13 protein-coding genes are annotated in these 12,296 nt (G+C 68.1%); 7 read left to right on the forward strand and 6 right to left on the reverse strand.

Going from position 1 to position 12,296, the window contains the following annotated elements; translation table 11 throughout:
* The first annotated feature begins 25 nt into the window (after window positions 1–25).
* The 3 genes from OEZ60_RS00185 to OEZ60_RS00195 are packed head-to-tail and all read left to right on the forward strand — an operon-like array spanning window position 26 to window position 2,614.
* Window positions 26–1,162, forward strand: coding sequence for a UDP-3-O-(3-hydroxymyristoyl)glucosamine N-acyltransferase (locus OEZ60_RS00185; RefSeq protein WP_263332000.1), 1,137 nt, complete (start codon window positions 26–28; stop codon window positions 1,160–1,162).
* Window positions 1,137–1,409: an acyl carrier protein gene (locus OEZ60_RS00190; RefSeq protein ID WP_263332002.1), complete on the forward strand. Its 273-nt coding sequence runs from the start codon at window positions 1,137–1,139 to the stop codon at window positions 1,407–1,409. The genes OEZ60_RS00185 and OEZ60_RS00190 overlap by 26 nt, the downstream gene beginning before the upstream one ends.
* Window positions 1,406–2,614: a beta-ketoacyl-[acyl-carrier-protein] synthase family protein gene (locus OEZ60_RS00195; RefSeq protein WP_263332004.1), complete on the forward strand. Its 1,209-nt coding sequence runs from the start codon at window positions 1,406–1,408 to the stop codon at window positions 2,612–2,614. Before OEZ60_RS00190 ends, OEZ60_RS00195 begins: the two co-directional genes overlap by 4 nt.
* Window positions 2,615–2,692: 78 nt before the next feature.
* On the opposite strand, the gene OEZ60_RS00200 is transcribed toward OEZ60_RS00195, so the two are convergent.
* Window positions 2,693–3,310: an invasion associated locus B family protein gene (locus tag OEZ60_RS00200; RefSeq protein ID WP_263332006.1), complete on the reverse strand. Its 618-nt coding sequence runs from the start codon at window positions 3,308–3,310 to the stop codon at window positions 2,693–2,695.
* 453 nt (window positions 3,311–3,763) lie between these two features.
* Here OEZ60_RS00200 and OEZ60_RS00205 point away from each other — a divergent pair, with 453 nt between their 5' ends.
* Window positions 3,764–5,293: a helicase HerA-like domain-containing protein gene (locus OEZ60_RS00205; RefSeq protein WP_411709769.1), complete on the forward strand. Its 1,530-nt coding sequence runs from the start codon at window positions 3,764–3,766 to the stop codon at window positions 5,291–5,293.
* Between the two features lie 121 nt (window positions 5,294–5,414).
* Window positions 5,415–5,582 (forward strand): hypothetical protein, encoded by a 168-nt coding sequence (locus OEZ60_RS00210; RefSeq protein ID WP_263332008.1) that lies wholly within the window; start codon window positions 5,415–5,417, stop codon window positions 5,580–5,582.
* 41 nt (window positions 5,583–5,623) lie between these two features.
* Here the strand turns inward: OEZ60_RS00210 and OEZ60_RS00215 are convergent, their stop codons facing one another.
* The 4 genes from OEZ60_RS00215 to OEZ60_RS00230 form a co-directional block, all read right to left on the reverse strand.
* Complete coding sequence (locus tag OEZ60_RS00215; RefSeq protein WP_263332010.1) at window positions 5,624–6,928, reverse strand: HlyC/CorC family transporter; 1,305 nt, start codon at window positions 6,926–6,928, stop codon at window positions 5,624–5,626.
* Window positions 6,929–6,996: 68 nt separating this feature from the next.
* Window positions 6,997–7,941 (reverse strand): site-specific tyrosine recombinase XerD, encoded by a 945-nt coding sequence (locus OEZ60_RS00220; RefSeq protein ID WP_411709773.1) that lies wholly within the window; start codon window positions 7,939–7,941, stop codon window positions 6,997–6,999.
* Entirely contained in the window at window positions 7,938–9,494 is a 1,557-nt protein-coding gene (locus tag OEZ60_RS00225; protein ID WP_263332013.1) for a hypothetical protein, read from the reverse strand. Before OEZ60_RS00225 ends, OEZ60_RS00220 begins: the two co-directional genes overlap by 4 nt.
* The gene (locus OEZ60_RS00230) at window positions 9,481–9,618 is read right to left on the reverse strand and encodes a hypothetical protein (RefSeq protein WP_263332015.1); all 138 of its coding nucleotides are present in this window, start codon (window positions 9,616–9,618) and stop codon (window positions 9,481–9,483) included. Before OEZ60_RS00230 ends, OEZ60_RS00225 begins: the two co-directional genes overlap by 14 nt.
* A gap of 210 nt (window positions 9,619–9,828) precedes the next feature.
* Here OEZ60_RS00230 and OEZ60_RS00235 point away from each other — a divergent pair, with 210 nt between their 5' ends.
* Complete coding sequence (locus OEZ60_RS00235; RefSeq protein ID WP_263332017.1) at window positions 9,829–10,374, forward strand: shikimate kinase; 546 nt, start codon at window positions 9,829–9,831, stop codon at window positions 10,372–10,374.
* Window positions 10,371–11,486, forward strand: coding sequence for a 3-dehydroquinate synthase (aroB, locus tag OEZ60_RS00240; protein WP_263332020.1), 1,116 nt, complete (start codon window positions 10,371–10,373; stop codon window positions 11,484–11,486). Before OEZ60_RS00235 ends, aroB begins: the two co-directional genes overlap by 4 nt.
* A gap of 99 nt (window positions 11,487–11,585) precedes the next feature.
* Here the strand turns inward: aroB and ssb are convergent, their stop codons facing one another.
* Window positions 11,586–12,104, reverse strand: a complete 519-nt coding sequence (gene ssb / locus OEZ60_RS00245; protein ID WP_263332022.1) for a single-stranded DNA-binding protein — start codon at window positions 12,102–12,104, stop codon at window positions 11,586–11,588.
* Between the last annotated feature and the right edge of the window lie 192 nt (window positions 12,105–12,296).

Below are 12,296 nucleotides of genomic sequence, written 5' to 3' on the forward strand. Positions count from 1 at the left end.
GGCGCCGAAGACGGGAAGTTCCGAGATGCCAAGATCCTTTTCGATTGCCGAGATTGCCGAAGCCCTGGGGGCACGGACCGAAGGTGACGTGACGGTGCGGATCACTGGCGCCGCCGAGCCGGGCATGGCTGGCCCCGAGGATCTCGCGCTCGCGATGGATCCGAAATATGCCGCTGGTCTCGCCGGGGGCAGGGCGCGTGCGGCCATGCTCTGGGAGGGGGCCGACCGCGCCGCGCTCGGCCTCGATGCGGCAATCTTCGTGGCGCGGCCCCGGCTCGCGATGGCGGGCGTGACCCGCGTCCTTGACCCCGGACCGGCGATCGCGCCGGGGATCCACCCGACGGCGGTCGTGGACCCGACGGCCGAGATCGGCGCGGGCGCGGCGGTCGGTGCCTTCGCGGTGATCGGCGCCGGAGTGCGGATCGGCGCCGGGGCACGGATCGCAGATCATGTCACGATCGGCCCCCGGACCGCCATCGGCGCAGATGCGCTGATCCATTCCGGGGTCCGGATCGGCGCCGGGGTGACGATCGGCGATCGCTTCATCTGCCAGCCGAACACCGTGATCGGGGCCGACGGCTTTTCTTTCGTGACGCCCGAGAAATCCGGGGTCGAGGAGATCCGGGAATCGCTCGGCGAACGCGCGGCAATCCGTGCGCAGCGCTGGACCCGAATCCATTCGCTCGGCGGCGTGGTGATCGGCGATGACGTCGAGTTCGGGGCCAACGTCACCGTCGACGCCGGCACGATCCGCCCGACGCGGGTCGGTTCGGGCACCAAGATCGACAATCTCTGTATGGTCGCCCACAACGTCACAATCGGCCGCGACTGCCTCTTCGCCTCGCAGACCGGTGTCGCCGGGTCGACGCGGGTCGGCGACCGCGTCGTGCTCGGTGGACAATGCGGCGTCTCCGACAACATCTTCATCGGTGATGACGTGATCGCAGGCGGCGGCACCAAGATCTACACCAACGCACCGGCCGGCCGCGTGCTCCTCGGCGCGCCCGCGCTGAAGATGGAGACCCATGTCGAGGCGTGGAAGAACATTCGCCGGCTCGGGCGTCTTTTCGCCCAGGTCGCCGAGCTTCGTGATGCTGTTACACGGATCGGCGATGGAGCGGCAAAAGGGGGATCCGATGCTGACAACAGAACTGACGATTAGGGACCGGGTGATCGCGATCATCGCCGAACAGGCGGTGCTCGACATCTCCGAGGTCCGTCCCGAGATGAGCCTCGAGGAGCTTGGCATCGACAGCCTCGGGCTGGTCGAGTCGATTTTCGCGATCGAGGAGGCGTTCGACATCTCGGTGCCGTTCAACGCCAACGAGCCCGACAAGAACGAGTTCGACATCTCCTCGGTCGCCGCGATCATCGGTGCCGTCGAAGGCCTGGTGGCGCGATCGAAATGAGGCGCGTGGCGATCACGGGCGCGGGCACGATCAACGCGCTCGGCCACGACGTGGCCTCGACCTGGGAGGCGATGCGCGAGGGGCGCTGCGGCATCGGGCCGCTCGACTTCCGCGATGTCGAAAGGCTGTCGATCCGCATCGGCGGCCAGGTCCGCGGCTGGGAGGCCGAGGCACAGTTCAACCGTCAGGAAATCGCGCTCTACGATCGCTTCACGCAGTTCACCATGCTCGCCGCGCGGCAGGCCGTGACGCAGTCGGGCCTCGATTTTCGCGGCAAGCTGGGCCTCGACTGCGGCGTCGTGCTCGGCACCGCCGGGGGCGGGGTCAACACCTGGGACGAGAACTACCGGACCGTCTATGAGGAGGGCAAGAACCGCGTCCATCCCTTCGTCGTGCCGAAGCTGATGAACAATGCCGCGGCCTCGCATGTCAGCATGGAATGGAGCCTGCGCGGACCGTCGTTCACGGTGGCGACCGCCTGCGCCTCGTCGAACCACGCGATGGGGCTCGCGTTCCAGATGGTGCGCTCGGGGGTGGCGCGGGCGATGATCACCGGCGGGTCCGAGGCGATGCTCTGCTTCGGCGGCATCAAGGCCTGGGAGGGGCTCCGAGTGATGTCGAAGGACGCCTGCCGGCCGTTCAGCGCCAACCGCAACGGCATGGTGCAGGGCGAGGGGGCCGGGATCTTCGTCTTCGAGGACTGGGACCACGCGGCCGCCCGCGGCGCCGACATTCTCGCCGAGGTCGCGGGATTCTCGATGACGTCGGATGCTGCCGACATCGTGATGCCGAGCCAGGCCGGCGCGGAACGCGCGATCTCCGGGGCGCTCAGGGACGCAAGGCTCCAGCCAAGCGATGTCGGCTATGTCAACGCGCACGGGACCGGAACCGCGGCCAACGACAAGACCGAGTGCGCCGCCGTGGCCCATGCCTTCGGCCATCATGCCGACCGGCTGATGATCTCGTCGACGAAGTCGATGCACGGCCACCTGATCGGCGGCACCGGCGCGGTCGAGCTTCTGGCCTGCATCATGGCGCTGCGCGAGGGCGTGATCGCGCCGACGATCGGCTATCAGGAACCCGATCCGGAATGCGCGCTCGACGTGGTGCCGAATGTCGCGCGCGAGGCGAAGGTCACAGCGGTCCTGTCGAACGCCTTCGCCTTCGGCGGGCTGAACGCGGTGATCGCGCTCAAGCGCGCTTGAGCGACCTTCTCCGGCATCGGAAAGCGAAACGCCGCCCCGAGGGGCGACGTCCGGTGAGAGTGGTGAGGGCTGGTCCGGTTACTGCGGCGCGTTGGCCTTCGTGACGGCCTCGAAGCCGGCGGTGAAGCCGCTGAGCGAAAGCTCGATGTCGACGGTGCGCGACGGGTCGGCCACCGGAACCACCGAGAGCACCGCAATCTTGCCCTTGCGGAAGGCGTCGAGGTCTTCCTTCGTGAAGCCGACCCGCGCGATGCAGCCGACCTCGGTGCAGAAGGTGAACGGATAGCGCTTGGCCTGGCCGCCATCGATCGAGATGTTTAGTTGCTGGGTCAGGAGAGTCTCGAGCGGCATGATCACGGTCGCGCCGGCCGCGGCCTCGGAGCCCTCGGGCAGGGCGAGCATGCTGATCTCGGCGATCGGCTTGTCGGTGCCCTTGTCCTTCAGGAGCTGGTAGAGCTGGCAGGGATCGGCGCCCTCCTTGGCATGCAGGCAGCGCAGTTCCCAGGAATCGAATTTCTCGGCAACATAGGGCTCGCCGGCGCCTTCGGCGGCAGCTGCCGGAGCCGCGTCGGCCGCCGGGGCCTCGGTCTGGGCAGCCTCGTCGGCGGGTGCCTCCGGTGCCGCTGCTTCCTGCGCCCAGAGCGGCGTGGCCGCGAGAGCAAGCGCCAGCGTCAGGTATTTGGTGATTGAGGACATTTGTGCTTCCGTTGATCGGGGGGAATGGTTGCGCTGCGTTTAGCATGCGCGCTCTTCTGTGTCAGCGGCGAAAAGCTGCGCCGACGGTGATAGCGGCTTTTCGCTTAAGCATTTTCGGTCGCTGCGGCGCGTCGCGGTAGGATTTGAGAGCAGCAGCAAAAAAGGGCCCCGAAAGGGCCCTTTTTCAATCTTTCGCTCCCTGTCGGACAGGCCGACTTAGTCATTGGCCCGAACGCTATTCAGTTCGCCCCGTTGCGTCAACAAGAAAATACACATGATCCACAAATCTGATTTTGTTGGAAAAAAGAGCCGCGCCCTGCGGCGCGGCCAGTCCAACCGGGAGGAGGGAACACACGGGCGCCAAGGATGCGTGCCCGGACGCGATCACTCTGGCATGGCGGGGGCAAGGCTGTATTGTTCAGGGAAGCGGGACCGGTGAGACGGAGGGGCGACGTGCTGACAGAAGCGGGGATATTCGTTGGTGGCGGCGGCGAAGGGTACGGGGCTCCGCAGGAGCTTCTCCTGAAATACGGCAACCGCCACGGGCTCGTCGCCGGCGCGACAGGGACCGGCAAGACCGTCACGCTGCAGATCCTTGCTGAGGGGTTTTCGGCCGCAGGCGTCCCGGTCTTCCTCGCCGACGTCAAGAGTGACCTTGCCGGGCTCGCCGTCGCGGGTTCCGCCGAGGCGAAGCTACACGACGCCTTCATGAAGCGCTGCGCGACGATCGGCTACGAGTTGACCTACCAGGCCTTCCCTGTGGCGTTCTGGGATCTCTTCGGCGAGCAGGGCCACCCGATCCGCACCACGGTGACGGAGATGGGGCCGCTCCTCCTGTCGCGGCTGATGGATCTCAGCGAGGCGCAGGAGGGGGTCCTGAACATCGCCTTCCGGCTCGCAGACCAGGAGGGGCTGCCGCTTCTGGATCTCAAGGACCTGCAGGCGATGCTGGTCTGGATCGGCCAGAACGCGGCCGAGATCGGCCTGCGCTACGGCAACGTCGCCAGCGCGACGGTGGGCGCGATCCAGCGACAGCTGCTGGTGCTGGAGAACCAGGGCGGCACGCGGCTTTTCGGCGAGCCAGCGCTCGATCTTGCCGACATGATGCGCCTGGCCCCGGACGGCCGCGGCCAGGTCAACATCCTCGCCGCCGACAAGCTGATGGCCTCGCCACGGCTCTACGCGACCTTCCTCCTCTGGCTCCTGTCGGAGCTTTTCGAGGAGCTGCCCGAGGTCGGCGACCCGGACAAGCCGAAATTCGTCTTCTTCTTCGACGAGGCGCATCTGCTCTTCGACGACGCGCCGAAGGCGCTCGTGGACAAGGTGGAGCAGGTGGCGCGGCTGATCCGCTCGAAGGGGGTGGGGGTGTTCTTCATCACCCAGAACCCCGCCGACGTGCCCGACGACATTCTCGGCCAGCTCGGCAACCGGGTGCAGCACGCGCTCCGCGCCTTCACCGCGAAGGACCAGAAGGACCTCGCCCGCGCGGCGCAGAACTACCGGCCGAACCCCGCCTTCGACACCGAGACCGCGATCAAGGAGGTCGGGACCGGCGAGGCGGTTACCTCGTTTCTGCAAAACAAGGGCGTGCCCGGCATCGTCGAACGCACGCTTGTGCGACCGCCGGCGAGCCAGCTTGGCCCGATCACGCCCGAAGAGCGCCGCGCCGTGATTGCGGCGACGGGACTCGGTTACAAGTACGACCAGACCATCGACCGCGACTCGGCCTTCGAGCGGCTCCAGGCCCGCGCCGAGGCCGCGGCGCAGGCCGCTGCGGAAGCCGAGGCCGCGGAGGAAAGGCTCGCCGCCGACGAACGTGCCCGGAAGGAGTCGCGCCGCTACGAGGGACGCAGCCGGCGCGGCTCGTCGCGCTCGGACAGCATCGCCACGGCCTTCGGCAAGAGCCTCGCGCGGCAGCTTGGTACGAAGACCGGCCAGGCGATCGTGCGCGGCATCCTCGGCTCGCTCTTCAAGTCGCGCTAGACAGCCGGTCGCGCTCGGCAGGCTGCACGATTCGCCGGATCCTGTAGTATTATCAATGCCGACGGCGCGCGATTCCCACGATTTCCGCGTATTCGACGCATGCGCAGGAGGATTAAGAAGAATGAAAAAACCGACGAAATCGGACGAAGATCGGGGGCCGAAGGAGACGAAGAAAGAGCGGCCGGACGCCAAGGTGCCGGAATGGGCGGAGGATATGGAGCATACGCTTCGCCGCCTCGTCAGGGAGAGGGAGAAGGAGCGGTCGAAGAATCCCGGTCTCTATCGCTGACGTAGACCACGTACCTGCGACCACCCGGCCGCGCGAGGCGCTCAGAGCGGCCGGATCTTCAACCGGGTGATGCGGTTCTCCTTGCGGCTCAGCACCTCGAAACGGAAGCCGTGGAACGAGAAGACCTGGCCCTCCGCCGGGATCATCTGCGCCTCATGGATGACGAGGCCGGCGATGGTGTTGGCCTCGTCGTCGGGCAGCGACCAGTCGGTCGCGCGGTTGAGGTCGCGGATCGTCATCGCGCCGTCGACGACGCAGTCGCCCGCCTCGGTGCGCTTCAGGGGATGCTCGGAGTCGATGTCGAACTCGTCGGTGATCTCGCCGACGATCTCCTCGATGATGTCCTCAAGCGTGAGAAGGCCGCGCAGGTCGCCATATTCGTCCACCACCAGCGCGAAATGGGTGCGCCGCTTGAGGAACTCGCGCATCTGCTCGTCGAGCGGCGTGGTCTCGGGCACGAAATAGGGCGCCTTCGCGACGCTCATCACGTCGAGGTCGCGGATCGAGGCGAGATTGCCGTCCTCGCCGCGCACGACCTTCTCGACCGCGCGCAAAAGGTCCTTGGCATGGATCACGCCGATGATGTTCTCGCGCTCGCCGCGATAGATCGGCAGACGCGTGTGCGGCGAGGCGAGCACCGTCGAGAGGATCCGGTCCGGCCCGGCATCGGCGTCGATCATCTCGATCTGGCTGCGGTGGCGCATGATCTCCTCGACCGTGCGCTCGTTGAGGTCGAGCGCGCCGAGGAGACGGTCGCGGTCCTCCTTCAGCACCGCCCCCTCGGAATGGCCGAGCGCGAGCGCGCCGACGATCTCGTCGCGGAACGACAGGATGTGGCTGTCGGGGTCGGTACGGACGCCGAAGAGGAACAGCAGGCCGCGAACGATCAGCCGGACCAATGTCACGATGGGCGACAGCACGAGGATCAGGAGCCGGATCGGCCGCGCCACGCGCGAGGCGGCACTTTCGGGCGCGGTGATCGCATAGGTCTTGGGCAGGACCTCGGCGAAGATCAGCACCAGCGTCGTCATCACCAGCGTTGCCACCGCGACGCCGTTCGCGCCGAAGAGTCGCGAGAAGAGCGCGGTTGCGAGTGCGGCCGACAGGATGTTGGCGACGTTGTTGCCCAGAAGGATCGCGCCGATCAGCTTCTCGCCGTCTTCGGTGACCCGGAGTGCCGCCTGCGCGCCGGGGTTGCCCTTGTCGGCCTGCGCCCGGAGCTTGCCGCGCGAGGACGCCGTCAGCGCCGTCTCGGAGCCCGAGAAGAAGGCCGAGAGCAGCAAAAGCCCCAGGATCGCCGCGGCCGTCAGCCAGAAGGCGGTGTCATAGACCGTGCTCGTCTCCATCGGATCCTTCCTTTCAGTCTCGGATGTTTATGGGGAGTCTCCGGCCCGCCTTCAAGCGCCGCCGGCGGTCACTCCGTGTCGCGGGCGAGGGGATGGTGCTCCAGCACCAGTTCCCTGAGCCGCGCGTCGAGCACATGGGTGTAGATCTCGGTGGTCGAGACATCGGCATGGCCGAGCAGCGTCTGGATCGCCCGGAGATCGGCGCCACCGGCGAGGAGGTGCGTGGCGAAGGCATGGCGCAGCACATGCGGCGTCACCTTCGCCGGCGCGATCCCGGCGGCCAGGGCGAGCTCCTTGAGAAGCGCATGGAACGCCTGGCGGGTCATGTGGCCAGCCTGCCCGCGGGCGGGAAAGAGGTGGCGTCCCGGCGGGATCTGCGCCTTGAGCCGCGCGGCCTCCTCGGCAGCGTCTCGCGCCGCGAGCCAGTCTGCGAGCGCCGTGCGGGCCGGGGGCGAAAGCGGCACCATCCGCTCCTTGTCGCCCTTGCCGCGCACCATCAGCATCCGCGGATCGCCGCGCGCCGCCGCGACCGGCAGGCCGACAAGCTCGCTGACCCGCATGCCGGTGGCGTAAAGAAGCTCCATCAGGCAGATGTTGCGCAGGCGGTCGAAGTCGCCGCGGCCGCTTTTGCGGGCGGCGTCGAGCAGCGTCTCCACCTCCTCGACGCTCAGCACTTTCGGCAGGCGCTTGGCCCGGCCCGGCCCGGTGATCTGGATCGCCGGGTTGTCGCCGCGCCAGCCTTCCTCATAGGCGAAACGGTAGATCTGGCGGATCGACGACAACCGCCGCGCGCGGGTGGCGCGCGACAGACCCTCGGCTTCGCAGCCGACGAGATAGGCCTCCACGTCGGTCCGCGCCGCGCGATCGAAGCCGAGCCCGCGGTGTGCGAGCCAGCCGGCGAAGTCCTTCAGGTCGCGCCCATAAGCGAGAAGCGTGTTGCGCGCCGCCCCGAGCTCCGCCGCCTGGGCATCGAGGAAGGCCGAGATCCAGCGGTCCGCGTCCTTCATTCTCAGCCCCGCCGCTCCAGCAGCATCAGTTCGAGCGCCGCGCGCCGCGCGACCCTCTCGTGCCCGAGGTGGCGCAGCAGGACGAGCCCCTCTGTCACGTCGCGCAACTCCCCGCGCGCGCCCTCGGTGATGTCATCGACCGCCGCGAGCAGTGCCTCGCCGGCCCGGTTCTCGTCGAGGAGCGTCGCGTATTTCGCAGCCGGCGCCTTGCCGGGCCCGAAGGCGGCCTGAACCGCCGCGCCCATCTGGTCGGGCGGGCGCGCATCGGCGGTCCGTCCGATCGCGAGACCGATCAGGAACGCCTCGGTGTCATCCGTGGGAGCCCGCGTCGCGGCGATGCGCTCGGAGTCTTCGGACAGAAGGCCGACCCGGAACGCGAGCATGCCCGCCTCGCCCTCGAGACGCGCGCCGGACAGCGCGCGGCCGTAGAGCGCGGCGAAGGGGACCTCGAGCTCGATCGCCGACATCTGTTCCCAGGCTTCGGGCAGGATCTTCGCGATCCGCGCCGCGTCATGGGCCGAAATCGCGGTATCGAGCGCCTGGATCAGGTCGACCCGCTCCCAGACCCCGCCCGACGCCGCGGCCTTGCGTTCGGTGTAAAGCCCGAGGAGCCGGTTCGGCTCGATCGCGCCAGTCCGGGCTAGCCGCTCGCCGGCTTCCAGCCGCGTCTTCCAGCCGGCGTTGGAGCGCAGGTCGGCCTGCGCGAAGGCCACCGGCAGCGTCGTCGTCGCCAGCGGTTGTCCGATCGCCTCCATCAGCCGAAGCACGAGCGGCGAGGGGCGCTGCGGCACCGGCAGGGGCGGCTCACCCTCGAAAAGCTCGGGGTCGAGGAACCGCTCGAGGAGTGCTGCGGTCTCGGCATCGACATAGCCGAGCGTCTCGCCGGTCCTGAGCGACAGCGCCGCCGCGTTCCAGTCGCCGCCCCGCGCGAGGCAGAAGACCCGCGCCGGGAAGGTCGGCGCGATCTCCGGGGTCTCGCGCATCTTCACGCAGGCCCGGTCCTCCTGGCCGATGAGAAGCGCGACGTCGAACCAGCGGCGGAACGCCTCGGCCTTCGGATCCTCGACCAGTTCCAGAAGCGAGAGCGCGGGATCGAGCGCGCCGAGATCGAGAAGCTTGTCCACCCGCGCGAGGAACAGCGCGCCGCTGCCATCGGAATCGACCGGCGGCGCGAGTTCGGCCAGAAGCAGCGTGTAGAGAAGCGACTGGATCGCGGGCAGCGTATCGACGCGCTCGGCCCGGATCAGCCTTGCGAGGTCATCGGAAGCGGTGGTTCCCCACAATCCGCGCGGCAAGCCGGTCCTGGATTGGGGCAGAAGCCCGAGGCCGTCGAGCGTCGGCCCGTCGATCGGCGAGATGGCGATCGGCGAGCGGGAAACCCCTGCCGCCACCGGCGGTTCGATCCTCGTCGCGGGCGGCAACGGTCGCGCCGACGAACCCGCCACCGATTTCGACAACCAGTCGATCGCCGACAGCGGCGGCGCTCCATGCGACTCCGCGTGCAGCGGGGTTGCCGTCAGGATCGCGGCAGCGAGAACGCCGCCCCTAGTTTTCCACATTCAGTTCGACCGGTTCGTTGACCTCGGTCCGCTTCGGCGTCATGTCGCCGAGATAGGCGTAGCCCGCCAACCCGATGAAGCCGAGAAGCGCGAGAATGAAAATCGCCTTGAGAAGTCGCAGCATTCTTTCCTGCCGTTTTCTTGTCGTTTGTCGGGTCTTGCCCGTTGCCTGTATTTGACCCGAGGGTCCGATCCGCGATGATACGGCGCGAATGCACCGATTATATATGGCAATTCCGGCGAATTCACGCCATTCACGGCAGAAAGTTTCGTCATGGGCAGGAGGTCGCCGCGCCGGCGGACCGGCTGCCGGGCCGGGGGTGAGAGGCACCGAGTGCGGCAAAGGCTGAAAAAGACGGTCGTGCTGGTGGGCATGATGGGGGCGGGCAAGACCGCGGTCGGCACGGCGCTTGCGCGGCTGCTCGGCGTCGGGTTTCTCGATTCCGACGAGGAGATCGTGCGCGCCGCGAACCGGACCGTGGCCGAGATCTTCGAACGCGACGGCGAACCCTTCTTCCGCGCCCGCGAATCGGAGGTGCTGGCGCGCCTTCTCGCCGGACCGCCCTGCATCCTGTCGACCGGCGGCGGCGCCTTCCTGTCGGCCGAGAACCGCAAGCTGATCGCTGCGAAGGGCGTCTCGGTTTGGCTCCGGGCGGATCTGGAGCTTCTCTGGCAGCGGGTGCGCCACAAGAACACAAGGCCGCTCCTGCGCACCGCCGACCCGAAGGGGACGCTGGCGGCACTTCTGGACAAGCGCGCGCCGCTCTATGCCGAGGCAGGCGTGATCGTCGACGCGCGGGCCGAATACTCGATCGAGGACATGGCCCGTCAGGTGATCGCCGCGCTGGCCGAACGCCCCGACATTCTGGAGACCGCATGACCGACACGACCGAAACCGTCCACGTGGATCTTGGCAGCCGCAGCTACGACGTGCGCATCGGCGCCGGGCTTCTCGCCCGCGCGGGGGCGGAGATCGCACCGTTCCTCAAGCGGCGCCGGGTCGCGGTGCTGACCGACGAGACGGTGGGAGAGCTCCATCTCGACGCCCTGCGCGAGGGTCTCGACGATATCGCGATGACCGCGCTGGCGCTGCCGGCAGGCGAGGCGACCAAGGGATGGCCGCAATTCTCGCGCGCGGTCGACTGGCTCCTGGCCGAGAAGGTCGAGCGGCGCGACATCGTGGTCGCGTTCGGCGGCGGCGTGATCGGCGATCTCGCGGGCTTCGCCGCCGCGGTACTGCGCCGCGGCGTGCGCTTCGTCCAGATCCCGACCTCGCTTCTCGCGCAGGTCGACAGTTCGGTCGGCGGCAAGACCGGGATCAACTCGGTCCACGGCAAGAACCTGATCGGCGCCTTCCATCAGCCCGCGCTGGTGCTCGCCGACATCGGCGTGCTCGGCACGCTGCCGGCGCGCGATTTCCTCTCGGGTTACGGCGAGGTGGTGAAATACGGGCTTCTCGGCGACGCGGCCTTCTTCGACTGGCTCGAGGCGAACGGTCCCGCGCTCGCCGCCGGCGACATGGCCGCGCGGCAATACGCGGTGCGCCGCTCGGTCGAGATGAAGGCCCGCATCGTCGAGCGCGACGAGACCGAGGAGGGCGATCGCGCGCTCCTCAACCTCGGCCATACCTTCTGCCACGCGCTCGAGACCGCAACCGGCTATTCCGACCGGCTCCTCCACGGCGAGGGCGTCGCGATCGGCTGCGCGCTCGCCTTCGAACTCAGCCAGCGGCTCGGTCTCTGTTCGCAGGAAGCCCCGAGCCGGGTCCGCGCGCATCTGAAGGCGATGGGGATGAAGACCGATCTCGCCGACATTCCCGGCGACCTGCCCGATGCGGAGGCGCTCCTCGCGCTCATGGCGCAGGACAAGAAGATCGTCGACGGCAGGCTGCGCTTCATCCTCGCCCGCGGCATCGGCGAGGCCTTCGTGACCTCCGACGTGCCGGGCGAGGCAGTGCGCAAGGTTCTGGGCGAAGCACTCGCCCGCCGCTGAGGACGCCCGCCCGGAGCGAACGCCTCCTCTTCTTCATTGCCGAAATACCCCGGGGGTGTGGGGGCAGCGCCCCCACGCGCCGTGGTCGTCAGCAGCCAATCAGAACGGAATCTCGTCGTCGAGATCGGAGCGGCCGCCGCCACCGCCGCCGCCGCCCTGGCTGCCGCCGCCGTAGCCGCCCGAACCGCCACCGTATCCGCCCGAACCGCCGCCATAGCCGCCGGAGCGGTCGTCCTCGTAGCCGCCGCCAGCGCCGCCGCCCTCGCCGCGGCCGTCAAGGAGCGTCAGCTCGCCCCGGAACTGGCGCAGCACGATTTCGGTCGTGTAACGGTCCTGGCCGGACTGATCTTGCCATTTCCGGGTCTCGAGCTGGCCCTCGATATAGACCTTGGAGCCCTTCTTCAGATACTGCTCGGCGATCTTGACGAGGTTCTCGTTGAAGATCGCGACCGAGTGCCACTCGGTCCGTTCCCGCCGTTCGCCCGTGTTGCGGTCGCGCCAGTTTTCCGAGGTGGCGATGCGCAGGTTGCAGACCTTGCCGCCGTTCTGGAACGACCGCACCTCGGGGTCGCGCCCGAGATTGCCGATCAGAATGACCTTGTTCACCGATCCCGCCATGCGGACATCCTCCTCGCGATTCCATTCGCCCCGTTAGACCATCCGGCCGCTGCCGATGGAAGGCCAACATGGTTGCGATTTCCCTAATTCCGGCCCGCCCGCGCCTCCGGCGGGTCTGCAACTTTGGGTGCAGACGCCCGCTCATCTGACCTCTGGTCCTGCGGTTCAATGGCGTGGTGCGGGTTTTGGCTC

This window comes from Albidovulum salinarum, from assembly GCF_025673475.1.
Classification (GTDB): Bacteria; Pseudomonadota; Alphaproteobacteria; order Rhodobacterales; family Rhodobacteraceae; genus Albidovulum; species Albidovulum salinarum.

Coding starts and splice junctions, on each gene's coding strand:
- OEZ60_RS00200 (WP_263332006.1), bottom strand. CDS start 3,310: ATGTCCTCAATCACCAAATACCTGACGCTGGCGCTTGCTCTCGCGGCC.
- OEZ60_RS00225 (WP_263332013.1), bottom strand. CDS start 9,494: ATGTGGAAAACTAGGGGCGGCGTTCTCGCTGCCGCGATCCTGACGGCA.
- aroB (WP_263332020.1), top strand. CDS start 10,371: ATGACCGACACGACCGAAACCGTCCACGTGGATCTTGGCAGCCGCAGC.
- OEZ60_RS00210 (WP_263332008.1), top strand. CDS start 5,415: ATGAAAAAACCGACGAAATCGGACGAAGATCGGGGGCCGAAGGAGACG.
- OEZ60_RS00230 (WP_263332015.1), bottom strand. CDS start 9,618: ATGCTGCGACTTCTCAAGGCGATTTTCATTCTCGCGCTTCTCGGCTTC.
- OEZ60_RS00185 (WP_263332000.1), top strand. CDS start 26: ATGCCAAGATCCTTTTCGATTGCCGAGATTGCCGAAGCCCTGGGGGCA.
- OEZ60_RS00215 (WP_263332010.1), bottom strand. CDS start 6,928: ATGGAGACGAGCACGGTCTATGACACCGCCTTCTGGCTGACGGCCGCG.
- ssb (WP_263332022.1), bottom strand. CDS start 12,104: ATGGCGGGATCGGTGAACAAGGTCATTCTGATCGGCAATCTCGGGCGC.
- OEZ60_RS00195 (WP_263332004.1), top strand. CDS start 1,406: ATGAGGCGCGTGGCGATCACGGGCGCGGGCACGATCAACGCGCTCGGC.
- OEZ60_RS00190 (WP_263332002.1), top strand. CDS start 1,137: ATGCTGACAACAGAACTGACGATTAGGGACCGGGTGATCGCGATCATC.